At 50.7% G+C, this 19,665-nt stretch carries 16 protein-coding genes; all 16 read right to left on the bottom strand.

Annotated features, from left to right (window positions below; translation table 11 throughout):
* Position 1: 1 nt before the first annotated feature.
* Positions 2 to 535, bottom strand: coding sequence for a type VI secretion system lipoprotein TssJ (tssJ, locus tag Q3H59_RS08495; protein WP_192411648.1), 534 nt, complete (start codon positions 533 to 535; stop codon positions 2 to 4).
* Positions 510 to 1,607 (bottom strand): type VI secretion system baseplate subunit TssG, encoded by a 1,098-nt coding sequence (tssG, locus tag Q3H59_RS08490; protein ID WP_277973715.1) that lies wholly within the window; start codon positions 1,605 to 1,607, stop codon positions 510 to 512. The genes tssJ and tssG overlap by 26 nt, the downstream gene beginning before the upstream one ends.
* Positions 1,562 to 3,325, bottom strand: coding sequence for a type VI secretion system baseplate subunit TssF (gene tssF / locus Q3H59_RS08485; protein WP_277973716.1), 1,764 nt, complete (start codon positions 3,323 to 3,325; stop codon positions 1,562 to 1,564). The genes tssG and tssF overlap by 46 nt, the downstream gene beginning before the upstream one ends.
* A 22-nt stretch (positions 3,326 to 3,347) precedes the next feature.
* Positions 3,348 to 4,583 carry a hypothetical protein gene (locus tag Q3H59_RS08480; protein WP_309834274.1) on the bottom strand — a complete coding sequence of 412 codons (1,236 nt, stop codon included), beginning with the start codon at positions 4,581 to 4,583 and terminating at the stop codon, positions 3,348 to 3,350.
* A 2-nt stretch (positions 4,584 to 4,585) separates the two neighbouring features.
* Positions 4,586 to 4,849 carry a PAAR domain-containing protein gene (locus tag Q3H59_RS08475; protein WP_277973718.1) on the bottom strand — a complete coding sequence of 88 codons (264 nt, stop codon included), beginning with the start codon at positions 4,847 to 4,849 and terminating at the stop codon, positions 4,586 to 4,588.
* A gap of 76 nt (positions 4,850 to 4,925) precedes the next feature.
* Complete coding sequence (locus Q3H59_RS08470) at positions 4,926 to 6,209, bottom strand: sel1 repeat family protein (RefSeq protein ID WP_280171786.1); 1,284 nt, start codon at positions 6,207 to 6,209, stop codon at positions 4,926 to 4,928.
* Positions 6,209 to 8,071, bottom strand: coding sequence for a phospholipase D-like domain-containing protein (locus Q3H59_RS08465; protein ID WP_309834269.1), 1,863 nt, complete (start codon positions 8,069 to 8,071; stop codon positions 6,209 to 6,211). Before Q3H59_RS08465 ends, Q3H59_RS08470 begins: the two co-directional genes overlap by 1 nt.
* Positions 8,068 to 10,797, bottom strand: a complete 2,730-nt coding sequence (locus Q3H59_RS08460; RefSeq protein WP_309834267.1) for a type VI secretion system tip protein VgrG — start codon at positions 10,795 to 10,797, stop codon at positions 8,068 to 8,070. Before Q3H59_RS08460 ends, Q3H59_RS08465 begins: the two co-directional genes overlap by 4 nt.
* Before the next feature lie 80 nt (positions 10,798 to 10,877).
* Positions 10,878 to 11,012, bottom strand: coding sequence for a hypothetical protein (locus tag Q3H59_RS24695; protein ID WP_405041647.1), 135 nt, complete (start codon positions 11,010 to 11,012; stop codon positions 10,878 to 10,880).
* On the bottom strand, positions 10,964 to 11,275 hold the full coding sequence (locus tag Q3H59_RS08455; RefSeq protein WP_309834265.1) for a hypothetical protein: 312 nt from the start codon (positions 11,273 to 11,275) through the stop codon (positions 10,964 to 10,966). The genes Q3H59_RS24695 and Q3H59_RS08455 overlap by 49 nt, the downstream gene beginning before the upstream one ends.
* A gap of 727 nt (positions 11,276 to 12,002) precedes the next feature.
* Positions 12,003 to 12,713, bottom strand: coding sequence for a hypothetical protein (locus Q3H59_RS08450; RefSeq protein ID WP_309834263.1), 711 nt, complete (start codon positions 12,711 to 12,713; stop codon positions 12,003 to 12,005).
* Between the two features lie 17 nt (positions 12,714 to 12,730).
* Positions 12,731 to 14,311, bottom strand: coding sequence for a type VI secretion system protein TssA (tssA, locus tag Q3H59_RS08445; protein ID WP_225614349.1), 1,581 nt, complete (start codon positions 14,309 to 14,311; stop codon positions 12,731 to 12,733).
* Positions 14,311 to 17,700 (bottom strand): ImcF-related family protein, encoded by a 3,390-nt coding sequence (locus Q3H59_RS08440; protein WP_309834261.1) that lies wholly within the window; start codon positions 17,698 to 17,700, stop codon positions 14,311 to 14,313. The genes tssA and Q3H59_RS08440 overlap by 1 nt, the downstream gene beginning before the upstream one ends.
* On the bottom strand, positions 17,684 to 18,832 hold the full coding sequence (locus tag Q3H59_RS08435; protein WP_309834259.1) for a type VI secretion protein: 1,149 nt from the start codon (positions 18,830 to 18,832) through the stop codon (positions 17,684 to 17,686). The genes Q3H59_RS08440 and Q3H59_RS08435 overlap by 17 nt, the downstream gene beginning before the upstream one ends.
* A gap of 6 nt (positions 18,833 to 18,838) precedes the next feature.
* Positions 18,839 to 19,105: a PAAR domain-containing protein gene (locus Q3H59_RS08430; protein ID WP_192411631.1), complete on the bottom strand. Its 267-nt coding sequence runs from the start codon at positions 19,103 to 19,105 to the stop codon at positions 18,839 to 18,841.
* 365 nt (positions 19,106 to 19,470) lie between these two features.
* Positions 19,471 to 19,665: a hypothetical protein gene (locus Q3H59_RS08425; protein ID WP_192411630.1), complete on the bottom strand. Its 195-nt coding sequence runs from the start codon at positions 19,663 to 19,665 to the stop codon at positions 19,471 to 19,473.

The raw sequence follows: 19,665 nt of genomic DNA, 5'->3' as shown, positions 1-19,665 counted from the left end.
ATTACTCCTTCTTCACGGCCAGCAACGTCAACGTACCGTCGCCCAGTTCAATAATGCGCGCCTTGTCGGGATCGAGGTCGTCACGCGTTAGCACCAGCCGCCATTTCTCATTCTGCTGGTCCGGTGACAAAAACATGCCCGCTACTGCGACAAACTTTGCATTCTCTTCCATCGGCACATCAATACTCACTGACTCGCCGGGACGCACGCTCACCGATTTCTCCGCCACTAAATCGGTCTTCAGCGCCTGGCTGTCGGCGGCCAGCAGCGATGGATAGTCCGAGCTGTCGAACGCTTTACGATCCTTCAACTGCCAGACGCGCACCACGGTTGTCAGCGCTGCGCCCTGAGCATTGCGGTTAACACCTTCGCGCGCGACAAAGTCGAGGTGCAGCGTTTTAATCTGTTTGTAGAAAATGGCTCTGGTCATCGAAACAGTGCCGTCCGACACTTTCTGCGTCAGTCCGCATCCGCTGACGGCCAGCGCGAATATTATAGGGAGCAGGGTTTTACCAGCGGTAATCGCCTTCTTCATCGGTCTCAATCCTTGATGTGTTGACCCGGACGCGCTCATAGCGGCCGAGCTGAATAGTAATAACGTCATCTCTTTTAGAATGTGATGCGCTCAACTGGGGCAGCACGGCAGTGCGTCCCAGCAGCACTGCATCAGCTTCACGGCAGCTTAGCTGTGCATCGGGTAGCAGGCTGCGCTCCACGCATAGCTCCAGTCGCGCATCGAGCTTTGCTCCGAGGTAAACGTGCAGCATCGCCATAAAATCACCGTGCAGTTGTCCACCCGGCAGCCAGCCGCTGACTTCGTCGCGATTGCGCGTGAACAGCCGAATCAGCACCTGGCCGTTGACGTCGGTGGCGTGCGTGCCCATCACCGGGCGATTCTTCATGCTCACCGGCTTACGTACACTCATCGCCAGGACGTTTCGCTGCTCAATGCGGCGCGGCTCCCAAGGCTTTATCTCCGCTCGCGTATCCGGCGCCAGCAGGGTGACCAGCGAACTCACACCCTCACCGGTGCGCCCCGGCAGCAACATCACTGGCAGAAGCGCCAGGAAACGCGATACCGGCGTGGCGACGTTTTCTGCACAGCCTTTAATGCCGAGTCCGGCCAGTCCCAGCAAATACTGCGAGGTATTATCGCGACCGCCTTCTGCGAAGGTTGCCGGATAGGAATACTTGCGCCAGATACGATAGAACTGGGTGGTCAGGCGATGATTAAAGATATCGAGAAAATCCTGCATCGCCTCATGGCCATCGCGGCGCAGAGCGATGTCATCGATATAGCGCGTTGGCAACGGCGATTCGGTGCCGTACAGCCCCATAAAGTTGACGCGCACAGTCGGCGGCAAACCGGGACGGGCAGGATTTTCATAGCCGCGGATTTCGCCCGCCGGAAAGCCCATGCCCGGATGCGGACGGAAGCGTACCGGTTCATGGCGCACCTGCCAGCCGCTGCCGGGCACTGGCGCGTCGGGATCGCTTTGCTCAAGCAGCTGGCAGAAGCGGTAAAAGTTCATGTACGGCAGCCGGTCACCCAGCTGCGCAATTAGCCGGGCAGGCGCTGGCTGTGATTCTCTTTCCACCGGATGCATTTTCCTTCTGGCCGGATGATGAGGGAGAGCTGAATGAACTGATTCATGTCGGCGTAAAGTGACAGGAAGCGGTTGAGCATCTCGCCGAACAGGTTGATGTCACCGTCACCGGTGAAGCCATTGCTGTCCAACGTGATTTCCACTTCGAGACCACGCAGCAGATAACCGTTTTCAAAGCGCTGCAGACGGTGATGCTGCACGTCAAGAATGGCGTCGAGCTTGCGGTTACACAGCTCGTCATCCTGCCAGTTGTAGAGCGCAAGCGTGCCGCGTAGCACTTCTGCACTGCTCATCATATTGATGAAGCCAGAGCCGAGATGGCTCAGCACGCGCCAGTGAAAGCGATCTTCTGCCGGTGGATAAGCGGGCAGCGTTGGACGACACAGGTTGCGCACCGTTACCGGCGTCTGTAATACCTGTTCGCAGCGATCCAGCAGCGTGCTCTGCAGCGCCCGGCGCGGTAGCTGACCGTTAGTGCCGGTGATGCGCAGCGACAGCGTATCTTTGGCCAGCTCCTGCCCCGCTTCCCATTGCTGGCCGCCGAGAATGAGCCAGGTATCGTGTAGCCCGCTCACGCCTTTACGCACGCGGGTATGGAAGTAGCGCTCAGGTGCCTGTCGACGCATCATGCCGCCCTTGTGGCGGAAACTCGAGAACGGCACGTAATCTGCGCTGCCGCCAATGCCCGAACCGTTAACCGCATCCACCGCGTAGATTTCGGTATGGCCGTCCTGCAGTCGCTTCGGACGAAGCAGGTATTCGCTCTCCAGTCCGCTCACCGTCAGCGGATCGGCCTCCAGCGTGAACAGGTTGATCACCGGCACACAGTGCAGCCGCAGAGACTCATCCGTCACCGGCAGATCGCTCTGCCACTGCGCGCTAAACACCACCTCAATATCGAAATATGCAAGGCCCGGCGGCAGCGTGATTTTCTCCAGCCCGTTGAGATGAACAAAGCGGAATTTCTCCGGGAAGGTGAAGTATTCGAGCAGCAGCTGATAGCCACTGAAGGCGCTGTCGCCCTTAGGCCACAGCCGGTCATCGTCGCCAAATCCGCCGGGGCTGAACCAGCCGTCGAGCCGCGCACGCTCTTCCTGACCCGCAAGGCGGATATACAACGCCGCCTGGCGACGCGTCAGCATCTGGTGCAGCGCGTTACTGAACGGTACGTCTTCACCCAGCCAGAAGCGTAGGCGGCTCAGGTCGGTCTGATTCCAGTCAGCCTGACCGCTGCTGTTGATGCGGATGCGCAGCAGCGAACGCCCATCCGGCTCGGTTGCCATTGTCACGCCAGCGACTTCCAGCGGATTCAGCGTTAGCGCCTGCGTGGTGCGGTAGCGGCATACGGTATTTTTCGGGCCAACCGGACGCGAATAGACCTCCAGTCCGGCTGGCGCCACCTCCGCCATTTTCATTTTTGGCAGGTCTGGTGTCAGCGCCACCACCGACAGCGACGGAATGGTGCGCAAGTAGTGCGGCCACAGCATGCTGACCAGCCCTTCAGTCAGTTCCGGCAGATCGTCATCAATTTTCTGACGCAGGCGACCGACGGAAAAGGCAAAGCCCTCCAGCAGACGTTCAACAAACGGGTCCGGCGCGCCAGCGCGATCAAGGTTAAGCATCGCAGCGCGATCGGGATGCGTGGCGGCAAATTCTTTCGCGGCATCACGCAGGTAGCGCATTTCGGTATCGTAATAGCGCAGGGTGAGATCTTTCATTATTGAGCCATGAGTTGTTGCGTTAAGTATTAGAGTTTTGGTCTTTAGCTGGCACGATCAGCGTGGCCCACAATTGCTCGGTTTCTAATCCCGTTCCACTCAGCATAATCTGTGGGCCTTCATTTAAGGAGGAACTGGCACAAGCGATAGTAAGCCAGCATGCAGCAGGCCCCGGATAACCCAACGTGCTGTTAATGTCGTGCAGATCCTGTCCAATATTGAGCGGTAACGATAGCGCTTTAAGAGCCATTGCCACCCTCTGCTGCCATGAAGAATGTATGCCAACCAACCATCCGCTTTTGATTTGTTCAGTCGTGGCATCTCCCCACAGCGCAGCATGTTGCACCGCATAGTTCAGATCCTCCTCAGTCACACTGTAAGCCTGTTCAGGTCGATGCAATTGCGCTAGCGGTTTGGGCGAATCTGGCAAACCCGGATTTGCCAGCAGTAAATAAACTAGCGATTCAGCCGATCCTTCCAGCTGTATAGGGGAAAAATTGACGGCTAATACTAAAAGCAATGAGGATTTATTGCTGCGATGATCAAGCCACTCATCGATAGCTTGAAGTCCAGAACCATGCAGCCATTCAATCGCTTGCTGGATGTGAGCATCGTTAAAATGTTGCTGCCACATTTTTTGAAAATTGATATCCGGCATGCCGATGTGATTTTCCAGTAGTAGATGCAGCGGTAAATCAGATGGAAACGATGCTAACGTCTTACTCAATTGATTAATTGTTGCGCTCATTGTTTGGTTAAGTATTTGCTCCGGCGATTGATCAGCCGTGGCATTTAACCGGCTATGTCTAATACCACGTTCGCTTTGCCATGAAGGCTGGGTTTTCAGTGCCTGCTGTTTTTGTTGGATCGCCTGCCATTGTTTTTTACCATCCTGATCATCAGGAAAACGCAATGCAGTATGAAGGCTGACGTCTAAGATGTTGAGGTAGCGCTGACCCAATTGCACTTGTTGCTGAATAGCCTTTTCTCTTTTAGCATTCAGTTTATCCACTGTTGCAATATCACAGGAATAATAAACCATTCGCAAGACTAACAGAGTCAACCAAATAGCGGCTGGAATCACTAATGCTTTTTCCCAAAAGGCTTCAGCATCGATGGCTTTATTTTCCAGGTTTACTGACATTTGATATGCGGTGCCTGATACCAAAAACAGAGCGAGTAATAATAGCCAGATCCACCATCTTGGTAATTCAGGTTGTTTGAGCGCAGTAGGTACCTGCCTGAGGTTGATTGCCATAATTACTCTGCCACAGCTTGTGTCAGGCTGGAGATTAATTCACAACCACACGCACACCGATGCCCCTGAAATGCCACTGGCACACCATTATCTTTAAACGTAGCATGGCCCTCAGCAATAAAATTCTTACCGTGACCAATAATAGGACAAATAACCGCATCCCCCTTACGTGCTGCGCCGATACCAGAAAATTTCATTGTGGTTGAACCTTCCAACACCGTGCCGCCACCATTATGGCTATCGCCTAAACGGATAATTCCTTTCATTAAATCACTCCTTTAAACTGAGAAAACGCCAACATTTTTTTGCGGCAATACATTTAAATAAAACAAACCATAATATTTAAATCTCAGCAATTAAACGCCATGCCATCATTTTTTCTTCAATCACAATTTTGTCCTCAAATGGCCAGGGACGAGTGACAACGCGCCGTACTCTGTCAGCTGGCAGAATATCTCCCTGATTAAAGCGCACTATCCTCTGAGTATTTAGGCTGTTGTAATCCCACCATTCCATTTCCCAATATCCACTCACGGGACACACCTCACCATTACGGCATGATAGCTTGATGGAATCATCACGAACAAAATGTGGTGACTCTGGTAATGGTTTGCCGGTAGCAGGATCGAGCTGTTTATCCCGCGCCATTTGGTTAATGAGTGCTTCACTGGGCTTTTCAGGTGGAATATTGGCTTCTCTTTCTTCCAGCCATTTCAACTTTCCATCCCAGGCGGGTAACGGTGCGGGTGGAAGTGGCACAATTTCATCTATTTCTGGGACTGTAGGATTGGTATAGGAGTATCTCTCAAGAACATCCCATATTATTTCGTAGCGCCTTACTCGCTCCTTATCCATCTCCTGCCCCATATAGTAAAGTTCATTATTTAACTCTGGCCCATCAAAACCACTTGATAGAAAGCTAGCTGCACTCGAGTTTCCTGCTTTAACTCCAAGTTGAAAAAATTTCAGTGCAGAATTAAAATCTGCACGATTCTGGTAATAAATACCTAAATTACGAGCAGTCTTACCTTCACCTTGCTCAGCTGCGCAACGGCGAAATTGAATACTAATATCAGGTGCCACATTACTTGGTGCTAATTTCTCTCCGACATATGCTTGAGCCTGAGGGCTACCTTCATCTGCAGCTTTACGCATGTAACGTAATGCCATCTCTTGATCCCGCTGCAACCCAGCTATGCCATGTTGAAGATAGATTGCAATAAAGTAATACCCAGCTCCTACACCTGCGTCTATCAACTGCTGGCTCAAACGCAGTCGTTCTTCGTCATTAATAATAAATCGGCCTTGTAATGCACCATTTTGAAGATTTATATTTGCTTTTAAATTTCCGTTTTCAGATGCTATACGATAAAGGCGAGATACTTCAGCCTCAATTGAAACATTCTGATTAAGTTGATTATTTTTCTGTAACCAACGAGCATATGCAAACAATTTTTCTGATTCATTTTTTGAATCAGAAATCATCTGATGCTTACATGTGAATTCTAATTTCATCTTAACTGAACTTAATGCATTCATTTTCTTAGTCTCATTGAAAGCTGAGTTAATATTTATTTCATCACATGCCGTAAGAAAAAAAACAACACAAAGAATTAGTCTCATCATCAATCTAGATCGCTTAATGTATTTTCATTGTATTGAAATTCAATAATTGAGCATAATGGATTCATCAAGCCTTCGCCATGCTGACTTGATTTAATTCGATCAGAATTTTGCGCCATTAAATCCTCCCATTGCTTAAAGGCTACCTTAACATCATCCTGCCCACCCAAATTATTCGTATGCAGATTCCATAATCGCTTCCTCATCTTCTTGGTTACTGGCGCATTACAATGCGCAATATTCATTTCACTATCGACCTGCATACTTCGTGTGTTGATATTGGCTGAACCATGGGTGGTAAAAACATCATTGATAATCATCAGTTTTGAATGAATATATACTGGCATCCAGTTATTTCCCTCTGAATCAGGTGCCACCAGCGAACAGACGTGGATTTTTAATCCCGGATGCTCTACGGGGACAACGGCACTATTGTCTATTTCCTGCATTTTCGCTTTGACTTCCGCCTCTTTACCCTTCCTTTCCTTAATATATTTTATTTTTTCATCAAGTGAGGCATCAATCGATGGCGGACTTGGCATTTCATTCCACAGCGCCTCTTTACGTCTTAATTTGGTAATACCTGGAATGGTATCTGCCCGGCCTAAACTCTCCAGCATACGTTGCGTGTTTACTGTACCTGCTCCAATACCGCCATCAGTCACATTTGTCGTAACAAAGAGGTAAAGTGATCCGTGTTTTCCTGGATCGCGTCCCTCACGGGTCTGATCCGCAGCGACTTTCTTGATCAATTCTGCCAGTGGTGGCCAGCGGAAATACTGGTTTTCAATATAGATAAACTGTGTGGCGTTATTTGTTGCCTGTAAATAGAGTTTCTCAATATCGCGCTTACCTGCCTGCGCCTGGGTGCGCAGCAATTGCGCCATAATCGGCGTGCCAAGTGATTTTTGCGGCCGCATGTTTTTAGCCGCCTCACTGGCATTACGCTGCCACAAGAGATTCTGCCCGGTTTCTTTCTGCCAGGCGGTCGCGAAATTATGATGTAAATGCTCAAGAATTGGTCCGGTTACCCGACTGGAAATATCCTGGCGTGGCAGAGCACCGGTCGCGCCTTTATTCGGTTCGGGTGCATGAGCACCCCGATTTCTGGCTGAGTGTGCATTAGTATCCCAGTACTCATCCAGCATGTTATGGCCCATCACAAAACCCACGGCTCTCTCCGGCAGTTCATAATCCACTATTACGGTTTTTTGATGATGTGTGACAGTTCCTGCCATAGTAGCAATCGTTGAGTTACTCAGATTTTTATCAAGAGCCTTAAATTTTGCCTGGTATGCAATTTCAGCACGATCCCTCGCATTAAAACCACGGCTAACAAAATGAGGAAAAGGATAAAGTTTCTCAAGCGTGCTTTCTTTTCCCCGGACCATCTCCCTCATGGTATTAAAGCGCGCGGAGGTTTTAAACCACCAGCAGTCATAATCAAATTGTGTATCGGTAGAAGTCTGACCTGCACGGTTTCTTACAATCGGCAAAAACTTTCCAGGTAAATTTGCTTCATCACCAAATCCGGCAGTATTAAATGGCATTTCCCAGGCCAGTATTCTTACTTCAACGCCACGCTTTTCAGCAATATCAATCAATAATTGCCCAATACAGGGTGCTTTGCCATCACGCACAAAATACATCGAAGGCTGGAAACCCCAGCAAATAATATCCACTGATTTGCGCGCATTTTCGATGGCATGATGCACCGCACCAAATGCTTCCTCACCATTAATCAGCGGAAAATAGGTCGCCGGTAAAGGTTGATATTCGCTGCCCTGTACAAACCACGGCGGTGTAATCACACATTGCTGGGTTATATCAGTTGCAATAGGTGAAACGATATCTGACTGACTCATGCGTCTTTTTCCCTGTCATTAATACCATCAAGTAATGCGGCATAGAGCGAACGGTGCCCGGTGTGCGAATCCGGAGCATTAATTTCTTCTGCAGGTTGCGAGTGATGATGATGAATGCCGCGATTCGCTAGAACACCTTGCTCTGGATTGCGATAAGTGGCGGCGACGGGAATCTGGTAGCTAACACCGTTTGCCATTACCAAGCGATAAGATTTCGTCACGGTTTGATGTTCAACCGGTAAATTGCCGGTGTTATCCAGCACGCCCTGTTTTATCGCTGCTCCATCGGCGTACAACGTATACGGCATGCCAGCCCAGCTTCCGGCTTCTGCATCAGGTGACATTGGTACTTTGAGATTCAATAATTGCTTAGCGGTGGATTGGATTTCGGGATATTCAGGATGTTCCGCCGTCATACTTGCCGGTCCGCTATAGGCGAAATCTGCTGATTTCACCGCAAAGTCACCATCGGTGCCCAACTCAATTTTGCACGGATCCAGCGTAATGTAGCTTCCCCCGGCATTCAGCACGATTTTCTTTTTAGCAATGATATGAATTTCTTCTTCGGTGCTGGTAATTTCCAGTCCTTGCCTTGCAAGCAATTGCAATTGATCGTTCTGCGCCTGAATCGAAACCGGCCCCTGATTTGCTAATAGCTTGATACCCATCCTGCGCACAAATACATTCAGTCCCTCGCCCACACCGATAAACATGCGTTTGACGATGCCAACATCAGCGTCTGCCTCTGCGGTGGCGATTAAGTTCTTTGCCGCTGCAAGCTGTAAATGTTTACCGCTGGTTAACGCGATTCCCTGCGGCGCACTAAGCAGTGCGACTGCTTGCTTGAGCTGTTCTAACTCTTCGCGCATGAAATTAAGTTGAGTTTCCACTTGCGCAGGTTCTGCGCCTGCGGCTTTTCCATCATCAGCTAACTGCTGCATTTGATTGCCTGCATTGTGCAAGCGGTTAAGTGCATCCTGCATCTCAAGCACTTCTGCACCAGCGCCAGGTTGCTTATCTGCACTTATAAAAATACCGCTTCCAGCACGAATCCCGCCCCACTTGTCCGTGCGCAGTTCAAAACCTTCACCGCGTTTGGCTCTCGAGGAATCCACCAGGTGCCCCAGGCTTAGCTGTGATTTACCACCATACTCGGTGCTGAGTTTGACGTGCTCTTCACCGCGCTTATCTTCCATGCGCAGTTTGTTTAAACCTGCGGTGCGGATAACGTTGCGTGTGCTGTTCTTTTCGGTGACGTGGTCGACATGGCGCGAATCATGAAGCGCGTGAGCAATATAAGGCTGGTCAGGATCACCTTCGCGGAAGGCTATCGCTACTTCCGTTCCCTGAATCAGTGGGAAGTGGAAGCCATACATATCGCCGCCATAAGGTTTGGCGAGTCGCACTGGCATGCTCTCCTGCCCGCGATCTTTGCTCTCTTCATCCGCATCAAACACCACACGATAAAGACCTGAAGCGTCCTGCCAGGCGTAGATATCATTATCTTTTGCGCTAGTGACTCGCGCTGTCATGGTGCCGCTGACTTTAGGGCGTACAAGCATTGCTGGACGCCAGCAAATAGTTTCACTGTATGGCACGGCGCCAATCGTCACTCGCATGGCTGATTCCCGACTGGCAACGAACTTCAACTTTATAATTACCAGTGGGTTATGCAGCAACTCTGGCAAGGTTGAAGGAACACTATTGTCGGTCATTATCAGCGTTTGCCCAGCAGCCAGAGAGGGATCGGTGCTTATTCCTGTAATGGATGTTCGGCTAGCGAGGAAGCGTTCATGATCCAAACGTGCATAGAAGTTTGCGGTTTCTGCAGCTGGTGTGTACTTGTCACCAGATTGGGGATGGCGAGGTCGATAATGATAAACCTTGCCATAATTAGTTGCATCGCCATCGCCCCGTGTCATATCCGCTTCCGCAGACCGTAAAATATATTGCGCCTCACGATGGTTATAATCTTTAGCGGATACGCTAGCTTCCACAACCTGATGATTAAGATTTAGTTCCCAGATCGAATCTTTTCCGCCATCATCCATACCTGAAGGGCTGTTAAGCGGCAGCGATTTGACAGTATTAAACGACACCTGACTGTCACCAAAATGGATTACTTCAGTGCGCGCATCCTCCTGTAAGCGAAAGTAGAAAAAAATTCCTACTTCAGCCAGTAAACGTTGAATAAATTTTAGATCACTTTCCTGGTACTGATTAATTTGTTCGCGCTTTGGATAGCTTTGCTTCAGGCTAAATTGGTATTGCCAGGCTTCCAGACCATGTTCAGTAAGTATTTTCGTTACCACTTCAGGCACTGATTTATTGACGAAAAATCGATGACTGTGGAATTGTTTACCTAGCAGTGAAACAAATGGCTCAATAATAATTTCATAGCTTACTTGATCGCGTGAACCTTGCAATCGCCGAAAGTGAGTTATCACTCCGTGTATGACTTTAACGATTTTTTCAGGAAATACCGATTTCAGCTCATCTGAGGAAGCTTGCATATTTAACCAGACTTTTTTCCGCAGCATCTGCTGAGGCTGTATGTCGCCAGCATCGCTGGTGAAACGAACTGTGTAACAATACAGTTCGCTCATCTCCTCCTTTCCCTCAATCTCTTCAACATCAGTACTAAAGGTGCTGCCCGGTAAATCGAGATAATAGCGATTTAATGAGACCGACAAAACTTTCTGTAGAATACCGGATGTATTCATCATATCCTCCATGACGTAAAGATACTGATAATTAAGTTACATAGTGAATCTTAAACATCCTACACAGAGCTCTAATTATTTATTCAGAGATAAACCGGATGCTGATGGAGCGAAGGCTTACTGCATAGGTATAATAAAAACAGACTTACAGGAAAGAAAAAAACACTTCCTATATACAGGAAGCCAAACCACCAACCTGAGCGGCCAATATCGTGCATGCGTCGAATTCCCAGCGACATAAAAGAAAAATAATGATTACGCTGAAAAATGACATAACAGTCGCAAGACCAATCCCACAAAATTTAATCACCCATAAATCAACCCAAATAAGAGCAATAAGAAGCACGGCGCCTGAGCATAAAGATGGGAGCGTGCTGACCAGAATAAATGACCAGAATTCCTTGCGCGTGGCGCAGTTTTTATAATCGAATGTTTTACGCCAGGCTCCGGCGTAACATTCCGCTAAGCGGTCGTTCATCATTTAATCCCTAACAGTTAACCCACCTATCGGATCCGGCGCGCCAGCCCGGTCTATTTTGTCCTTCTTAGTGCTATCAGGTTGCGTGGCGGAAAATTCCTTAGCGGCATTATGCAGCTAGCGCATTTCGGTGTCGTAATAGCGCAGGGTGAGATCTTTCATTACGGCACTCTGATTGTTTTTTTATTGCGTTAATGTGGAAGCGGTGATGGCTCTACTGAAGGTTTGCAGCACAGATATGTCAGGGAAAAAATAACGCTCAAATTCAATACCAGGTTTGCCCAAATCGATATAGAGAGTTCGATATCCCATGGAAAGCGATTTGCAATACTGTTGACCAGAACACCAAGTAATACAGGAATAATAAAAATATTGCTAAGTAGCAGGCTACTAAACCACCAGCCACTCCGACCAATATCATGCATTCTTCTTACGCCCTAAGACATAACAGGGATGATCAGGATGCATATAAATAACAGTTGAAGAGAAAAACACATTGAAAGAAACAACAAGACATCAACTATGCCACTGCCGGTCAGAGTCAGCATTCCAGTTATTGCTGAATATAAATTCAAAGCTAATAAATTTATCAGAATGAAAACCCAAAACTCTTTCCGACTTGCGCATCCATTATAATTAAATATGTTTCGCCCCCCACCGATGTAACATCTGATGATGCATCTAATCATCTCACCCTCTTATTAGATTGATGAATATCCCTATCCTATTACTACTTTGCAGTGAGTAGATATAGCGGAATAAAAACAACATCCCCAATTAACGTGACAGGTGTCAATGCAAGTTTTAAGGCTAACGAGCCACTGTCGAACTTATCGTAACGATATGATGAATAAAATCGCACCTGATAGCTTTCATCGAGTGATGTTGTCTGAGGGAAAGATGAACCTAACCTCATTCTATTGATAATGATGCCCTCAACGGTCACTGAACGCTGTAAATAACCGTCCACTGATGAAAACCGCTTATCCTCAAGCGCTTTCTTTTGTGATTGAGTTAATGCAGTTACAGGTTTTCGAGTTCTAACGCTCATTGTTTGTTGGAATTCTGCATTAGTGTTCTTACTGTAGTGGCCTTTGAGATTCATATCGATAAATTTATCATCATTGTTCATTCTTAATGGCACTTTCTTCATCAAATCGTTCAATGCCAATAATTCATTACCGTTAACCGTCACAAAATAGATATTATCGTCCCCAACGAATCCTACGCCTTCATCTGGAAGTCTGATAATGTCTTTTCCAGTGCCATTATCTTCTTCAGTCAGATTTACATTTTTATACTCAAACATCCCGCTAATTCGATCAGAGAAATTCATTTCTCGCACAGTTGTTAATCGGGTGTCACTTAAGCTCCATAAGTAATAAGTACAGCCTGTTAATGAAAAAACCATCATTACAATAATCGCGCGTAAAATCAGCATAATAAATCCCTTTTGTTTTAACCCAGTAACACCACAGCGCGTGCCGCATCGATATGAACCAGCCCAGCTAACAGTTGTTCCATTTCCGGCTGCACTCGCGCTTTATCCGCTTCACTGCGCCCAGCGCGGGCGCGCATTAATTTCAGCCTTCTTGATTTCACTTCAAACAGCAGTGACGGTTCCCACTGACCGAGCGTCATGTCATCTGCGCTGTTATCCAGCCCGCTAAGCAGGTGTAGCGCCATTTCCTGACGGCCAAACTGCTCGGCGACGCGCGCCATCAGCAGACGCAGCAGCCACTGCTGTCGCGGTAAAGCAGTTCCCGGCCGATGCTGCAGCCATGTCAGCGCCGTTTCGATACCTTCGCGATCGGCTAGCTCTACGGCTTCGCTTTCCAGTTGCAGAATGTCATCCTCATTGCTGGCACCGGGAGAAGCTGACGCCCCTTCGCCCCAACCGGGTTCGGTGTTCATGACCTGCTGCTGTATCCAGCCGAGCGTCACCTCATCGGCAAACGGCGTACCGTCGCTGAACGCCAGCGTTTCCAGCCCGGTCAGGCGCGACAACAGTCCTTTAAGATCGTCCTGCACGATGGCGGCAAGCGTGGTGTTGCCGGCGCGCGTCAGCGCCTGATGGATGTACCACTGCAGGTCAAGCCAGAAGTGGTTGCCGCCGCGCGAGAACAGGCTGTCAGCCTGCTCGGTCAGTTCCTGCCAGCTCTGCTGCAGCCAAAGACGTTTAAGCTGAGCGCGCTGGTCTGCCTTAGGCGGTTCGATACGACTTTTGCCGTCGCCGGAAAGCGGCGGCAGTTGCAGCAGCGTATCGTGGCGCAGGGATTTCATCAGACGGTGCGCAGCAAGCCAGCCGCCGGGTTGATCACGCAGGTATTTCGACAGCGTGCGCGCCTGATCCAGCAGCTCGCGTCCGGAGGCTATCGCCCCCATCTGTGGCGCAGCCGGACCGCTGGTTTGATGCTTATCACCCTCACCCGCCGCCTGTGGCACCACCGCATCCGGGCCACCCGCTTTAAGCAGGCGATTTTCCAGCGCCGCATACAGACTGCCCAGCCCGGCACCGCCGTGCTCCAGGCTCGCGTCCTCAATCAACAACAGTGCGCCAGCGATACGCAACGCATCCTGTTTGGTGACTTCTGGATAAAGTGAAAGTGTGTCGAGCATGCGCGAACCGGCGGGCCAGCGCAGCGCGGCTTCACGGCTGCGCGCGCGTTGTGGATGCAGGCTGCTGCCAAACTGCGTCAGTAGTCCGGCCATTAATGACAAGCCATCAGCCAGCCCGGCTTCGCCATCAAGTTGCAGGCGTGCCCAGCTGTACCAGGCCGCCACGCGGATGTCTTTCGTAACAGAGGTGAGTAGGTTTTCCGCCAGCTCGCAGATAAGCGCGGTGTCCGCCCCGGAAAGGCGGTTCACCTCCTCCTGCATCTGCTGAAAACCGTCGTGATAGGTCGGGTCCTCACCAGCGGGATTGTCCGCCGATACCGGCTGCAGCCAGTTATTCCACAGTGCGATTTGCTGTTTTGCCTGAGCGCGCAGCGTCTCAGCGTCTTCACCACAGGCGCTGATAAGAGATTTAAGCGGCATTATTCGTCCTCCGTGACGTTAAGGTCTTCCGGCGCGATAGTTGTGGCGCTCTGGAGAAAAATATCGGATGGCAGCGTGAAGTTGCGCAGCCGCAATAGCGCCAGCGGGCCATCACCGGCTTCGGTGCGCAGAATGTAATTCAGCGTGCGGCCATCGGGCGCGGCCCAGCTCAGTTGCCAGCTGCTGCTGATGCCTGGATTAGCGGTGACCTGCGCCTTATCCAGCAGGCGGATTAAGCCCCAGCCACCCGGCATGTCGCCATATAATCGTGTACCCGCCTCGGTGCTGACCCAGCTCAGCGTTGCGCCCGGCGCTTCGGTATCCGCCGGCCAGGTGAAACGTTTCCAGGCCGGCATCTGGTTCACGTACTCCAGCTTCTGGCTGTCGATGGTCAGCGTCGTCTGCGATACGCCTGCCGCCGTGCCGGGACGCAGCTCAAAGTGCAGTCCCGCTTCACCGGTGGTGAAAACCACGTCGGAAATCTGACTCAGTTGGTTAATCGCTTTCAGGAATGCCGGGTTGAAGGTCAGCCCCTGCGCGTTGATGCTGTCCGGCACCCAGCGTGTGCCTTCGCGGTGCAGCACGCCGTTAAGTCGCGTTTGCAGGAAGCGGGTGATGCGGCCGGTATCGCTGTTGAGATACTTCGCCAGCAGCGGCAGAGAAACTTCGCTGCTAACGTTTTTGAACGGATAGCGACCGCCAAAGGCGCTGTTCCACTCGCTCACTACCGCCTGTTGCCACTGGACGTTGAGGCTTTCCGCCGCCGGACTTAATACCTGCTGCCAGGCCTGCTCCATCGGGCGCACAAACACTGTCTGCCCGAAGCCGCTCCACTCCTGTCCCAGACCAGCAGCAATCAGGCTGCCGTAGTCGCGGGTTTCAGTCAGATCGACGGTTTTGCCCTGGAACACCGTCTGCGCCAGCGTCTGCGTCATCGCCTGCGGGTCGGCGGCGTTGGTGACCTGCTGCAGACGCAGGCGCACCTGCGTGACGCGGGTGAGGAAAGTGCGCAGATTCATTGACGACGAGCTGCCCTGCGCGTCGGTCAGCGACAGCAGCGGACCGAAGGTCGCATCCAGCGGACCACTCGGCCCGGCATCCTGGTCAATCGCCGGACGCTTCTCTTTGCTGAACAGATTCTGCGCCGACTTCACCAGCGAGTCGGCCAGCGCCCCGCCGGTCTGGCCGGTGCGTCCCTGCACGTTCAGCGTGTTCATCAACGCCACCAGCGGCGACTGACGCACGTCGGCCATCAGCGTCAGCTGGTCAATGGCATCCGACAGCGTCGGCGCGGGCTGCAGGCGCAGACTATTAAGAAAGTTCAGCCAGGCTGCGCTGTAGTCGGCAAAGTAGCGACTGGTAAGCTGTGCTTCCAGTGCATCAGGCGAGGAGGATTTCCCGGTCGTCGGCGGATTGTCGCCCAGCACCCAGTCCATCTCCTCGCGGCGGGCATTGGCCACTTTATCAATCGCGGGTTTCACGCCGTCGTCCCATGCCTGACGGGTGAACATACCCGGTACCACTTCATCAGTGCTGAACAGCAGCGCCGCATCGGTATCGCCAGTCATGTCAGTAAGGCGCATATCGGCATAGTTGCGCGACACCTGCGCCAGCACCTGCTGATACAGACGTGATTCGCTGTTGCTGACGCCAAGCTGACGCACCAGTAGCGCGCGCACCTGGCCGGTCAGTTCCGGGTCCGCCTTTAGTTTCCATTCAGGATGCGTAACCAGACCTGCGCCGTAAAACGCCAGTAAGCCGGGCGCTCTGCCCTGCCAGTAACCTGTAGCCACATCTGCGCGCTGCGCCCAGTCCTGCATCAGCGCCTGGCTGAACCATGCTGAATCCATACGCTCCGGGCGCACCAGCATCAGCCACAGCTTGAGCTGGGCGTAAGCCGGTTTGGCGAGCGTGTCGCGCAGCGGGCTGTCGGGTGGCAGGTCGGCGACCAACTGCAGCTCCTTACGCAGATGCGTGGCTGCCGCATCGCGCAGTAACGGCAGCGCCGCCTGCGCGTAACGCGGCCACAGTGCCGCCAGCAGCGCGCCGTTTTGATTCAGCCCAAGACAGCTGTACCAGGGCGCACCGTGCTCCGCACGATGTTGCAGGCGCTGCATGGTTTTCTGCAGATCAGAAAGCGCCATCAGACGCTGCTGCAGCGGTTGTCCAGTATCGGCCGCCTGCATCGCCTGCGTATGAGCGTTGCTGATAACGCTGCTGTTGGTGGTGAACGACACCAGCAGGCCCGCGCCCCAGGCAATCACCGCCAGGCACGCCACGGATGCCAGCAGGCGCGACCAGGAAAAGCCGCGACGCTGCGGACGCAGGTGCGCGGGCAACGAAGTGAATGTAGACGGCAGCGCATCCCAGCGATTATCGCGGCCCCAGTGATTGGGTACTGCGCGCTCTGCACCTTCAGACGGTGGACTAAATACCAGCCCCGCCAGCGGAAGCGGTCGATACGGATTCTGCAGTGGTGCAATCAGCGCGTTGAGTGTTTCAGGTTCACGCGTCAGTTGGTCTGCCAGGCTAAGCAGGAAACGATGCTGCGGCGAACCTGCCGCCTGCTGAATGCCCTGGGTGGTGAGCTGCGCTGCCAACTCCACCAGTAACTTGTCTATTTTGCCTGTGGTAAGAGTCTGAACGCCCACCGCCTGAGTCATGCGGCCCGGCTGCTTGTCGGCGCGCGGATGCAGCGACCAGACATAAAGCGGCAACCGCCAGCCCAGCTTCTCGTAGCGTGCCGATAACGCGTGGGAGGTGGCATCCATCGCGGCGGCAGAAGGTAATGCTGTGGCAGGTACGACTGAAGTATCGGCAAGATGATCAACGGCGGAGGTAACCCAGATCATCGCATCAGCCGGACGACGACGCAGACGTTTGAGGGCCGTCAGCCAACTTTCATCTGGTGAGGATGCAGGATCGCCGCCCCACAGTAATAATGTGCCGCGATCTTCCTGCCAGAGCTGGTTAGTCAGGCCTGGCGTCAGGCGTTCAACATCAGCCATGCTTCCGGTGACAATGAGGATGCGGGCTTTGCGTTTCCAGAAGTGGCCATAATGCTGGCGCAGTGCGTGGCGGATTTCATCGATAGTGATGTTGCGTGGAGACGTTTTTTCCAGCCTGGATTCTTCGTCAGGAAGAGCATGAGTTTCTTTAGAAAAACGACGATGATAAGACTGTTTAACTCCCTTCGCCATTGCAGGGAGATAGCAGAGGAAAGCGATGCCCAAGCAGATTGCTAAAAGAGCCAGTAATTTGTCTTTTGTAGTATCAATGCCTGCATAAGTGCCATATTGGTTAATCAGTAGCCATATCAAGACAATTCCAGCAATGATTAATCCAACTATCCCGAGGCGGCCAAAAATAAGATTATCCGGTTTGTTCATATTCACGTCCTGTGGTGTGGGTACTGATGTACTGCTCGGTTCCGCTAGAGAAAAGTGTCAGTAATGATTCTTTACGTAGGCTGACCAGATCCGCAGTCAATGCGATAAGAAGCCAGGGAGAACCCTTTCCTGGTATGCCAGTGATTTTTTCAAGATTCAGTCTTTCTGCTGGTTGCCACTTAGCATCGAACTGCCCCCCTGTGGACATTAACGATGCAGATACTTTCTCCCAATCCAAAACATCTGCAACTACGCGTGATGTGAGACAAGCCGTAGTTTGTGTTTCAAGAAAAAGAATAAAATCCTGTTCAAACATCGCCATCACTAGCGGCATGGGACGCAGCAAGCGAGTGGCATGAGATAATTGATATTTCTCCGCAACGTCGTCGCTGGTAAGCAGCAAAGTCGCCAGGCCATCGGAATAGAATTTTTCACCATGAAGCTGCATCACAATAATCAGATCGACAGTCATGGTGGGCTGTTTGAGGCGTTCTTCAAGGTGCGCCATCGAAAGTGTTTCCGAGATGACAACATCGACTGGTGCTATAAGTTCGGGAAAAACAGACGCCCATACATCGGGGAATTCTTCGTTAAGCTGGACGGGATCGCTATCAGTTAAAACACTAATTCGCAGCGGTAGCGTGGGTGGCAATGATTTCAGTTCGGATTGCACCCCTAACAAACAGGATTTTAACGGAGATTGAACGCCTTCAATCCGCCTTGCCAATGATCCTCTTGATGGGAACGCATCAGGCGAAGATTCAAGAACCGCAGCCGCTGTGATGCCATCAGGCAGTTGGATACTGCTGCCTAACACAGCAATATAGCGCTGTGCCCATTGCTCCCATTGCTGTTGTCCGCGCTCTGCCTCGTGCTGCAGGAACAGATGCTTGTCTATTTCTCGCTGTCTCAACCAGTAACGCGCGCAGAAGGCGATAAACCAGCACAACGGCAAGGTTAGAGAGACCAGCCAGATATTTAATACAGTGAGAGGTTTAAACGAACCTGATGCATGAAGAATAAATATTAAAACTGCGACGACAATTATTAATGCCCCGACTATTAGCCATCCAATTAAATTTGGCGCAGGGGATAACTCTGTTATTATTGCTTTTGTTCTTACCCAAGCCATTGTTTATCAACTCACTGTGCTGTTGGTTACGCTAGATATCACCTGGCAGCCGCATTGGCTTTTACAGCCATCAACAACCACGGCAAGACCACCGCACGTCCTGCTTGGCGATCCTTCTACGATTTGATTGGTTCCATGGCCCGGAATTGGACAACTGACCTTATCGCCGACCAAGGCCGCGGGTTTACCATTGATTGTGTATTTTGAGGATGCAGAAATAACTTCTCCGCCATGAGTGGTTTTATCTCCAATAACAACAACACCTTTTTTCACGGACTTACCTCACAGTAAAATGCATCAAATAACATCACGAAAAATAGAACATAGATATTAAACTCTATAACTCCGGCACATAAATCCAGAGAATAAAGACAAAACCAACGCCTAGCATAAACATTGATATCACAATAGGAAAAACAATGATTTTATGCTGACGCAACTTGAGATGCTTATACAGAAAATACAACATAACTGAAATCAATGACAAAGAGCATAGCAAAATGCACGTCAGTGTAAATAAAAACAAAAATACTTTCATACTGACTCACTATTAAGAATCACATTGCGAATGTTACTTCGTGATTAACATTTCCATTCAAATTCCCCAATCATTATCCTGGTCAAATTCATCCAGATAATTACAACTTCATCTTGTCAACCTTATTGAAGTCTGGAAAAAGAGTTTTTTCAGGAGCAACAATTCCATCAGGATAAATTATTTTTGAGTAAACCCCATCAACCTTTTTTTCAGGCTCAATCCAACGCACAACTTTAGTTTCATCTAAACCTGGAGAGTAGTGTATTGTATTAAGATTAAACACTCGATAGGACAT

It is taken from the genome of Pantoea sp. SORGH_AS_0659, assembly GCF_031453915.1.
In the GTDB taxonomy this organism is placed as follows: Bacteria; Pseudomonadota; Gammaproteobacteria; order Enterobacterales; family Enterobacteriaceae; genus Pantoea; species Pantoea leporis.
Note: the sequence above shows the minus strand (reverse complement) of the source record. Positions and strands in the feature narration are given on the sequence as shown.

Excerpts from the sequence above, each read along its gene's own strand:
- tssJ (WP_192411648.1), bottom strand. The coding sequence starts at position 535 with ATGAAGAAGGCGATTACCGCTGGTAAAACCCTGCTCCCTATAATATTC.
- tssG (WP_277973715.1), bottom strand. The coding sequence starts at position 1,607 with ATGCATCCGGTGGAAAGAGAATCACAGCCAGCGCCTGCCCGGCTAATT.
- tssF (WP_277973716.1), bottom strand. The coding sequence starts at position 3,325 with ATGAAAGATCTCACCCTGCGCTATTACGATACCGAAATGCGCTACCTG.
- Q3H59_RS08480 (WP_309834274.1), bottom strand. The coding sequence starts at position 4,583 with ATGGCAATCAACCTCAGGCAGGTACCTACTGCGCTCAAACAACCTGAA.
- Q3H59_RS08475 (WP_277973718.1), bottom strand. The coding sequence starts at position 4,849 with ATGAAAGGAATTATCCGTTTAGGCGATAGCCATAATGGTGGCGGCACG.
- Q3H59_RS08470 (WP_280171786.1), bottom strand. The coding sequence starts at position 6,209 with ATGATGAGACTAATTCTTTGTGTTGTTTTTTTTCTTACGGCATGTGAT.
- Q3H59_RS08465 (WP_309834269.1), bottom strand. The coding sequence starts at position 8,071 with ATGAGTCAGTCAGATATCGTTTCACCTATTGCAACTGATATAACCCAG.
- Q3H59_RS08460 (WP_309834267.1), bottom strand. The coding sequence starts at position 10,797 with ATGATGAATACATCCGGTATTCTACAGAAAGTTTTGTCGGTCTCATTA.
- Q3H59_RS24695 (WP_405041647.1), bottom strand. The coding sequence starts at position 11,012 with ATGCACGATATTGGCCGCTCAGGTTGGTGGTTTGGCTTCCTGTATATA.
- Q3H59_RS08455 (WP_309834265.1), bottom strand. The coding sequence starts at position 11,275 with ATGATGAACGACCGCTTAGCGGAATGTTACGCCGGAGCCTGGCGTAAA.
- Q3H59_RS08450 (WP_309834263.1), bottom strand. The coding sequence starts at position 12,713 with ATGCTGATTTTACGCGCGATTATTGTAATGATGGTTTTTTCATTAACA.
- tssA (WP_225614349.1), bottom strand. The coding sequence starts at position 14,311 with ATGCCGCTTAAATCTCTTATCAGCGCCTGTGGTGAAGACGCTGAGACG.
- Q3H59_RS08440 (WP_309834261.1), bottom strand. The coding sequence starts at position 17,700 with ATGAACAAACCGGATAATCTTATTTTTGGCCGCCTCGGGATAGTTGGA.
- Q3H59_RS08435 (WP_309834259.1), bottom strand. The coding sequence starts at position 18,832 with ATGGCTTGGGTAAGAACAAAAGCAATAATAACAGAGTTATCCCCTGCG.
- Q3H59_RS08425 (WP_192411630.1), bottom strand. The coding sequence starts at position 19,665 with ATGTCCTATCGAGTGTTTAATCTTAATACAATACACTACTCTCCAGGT.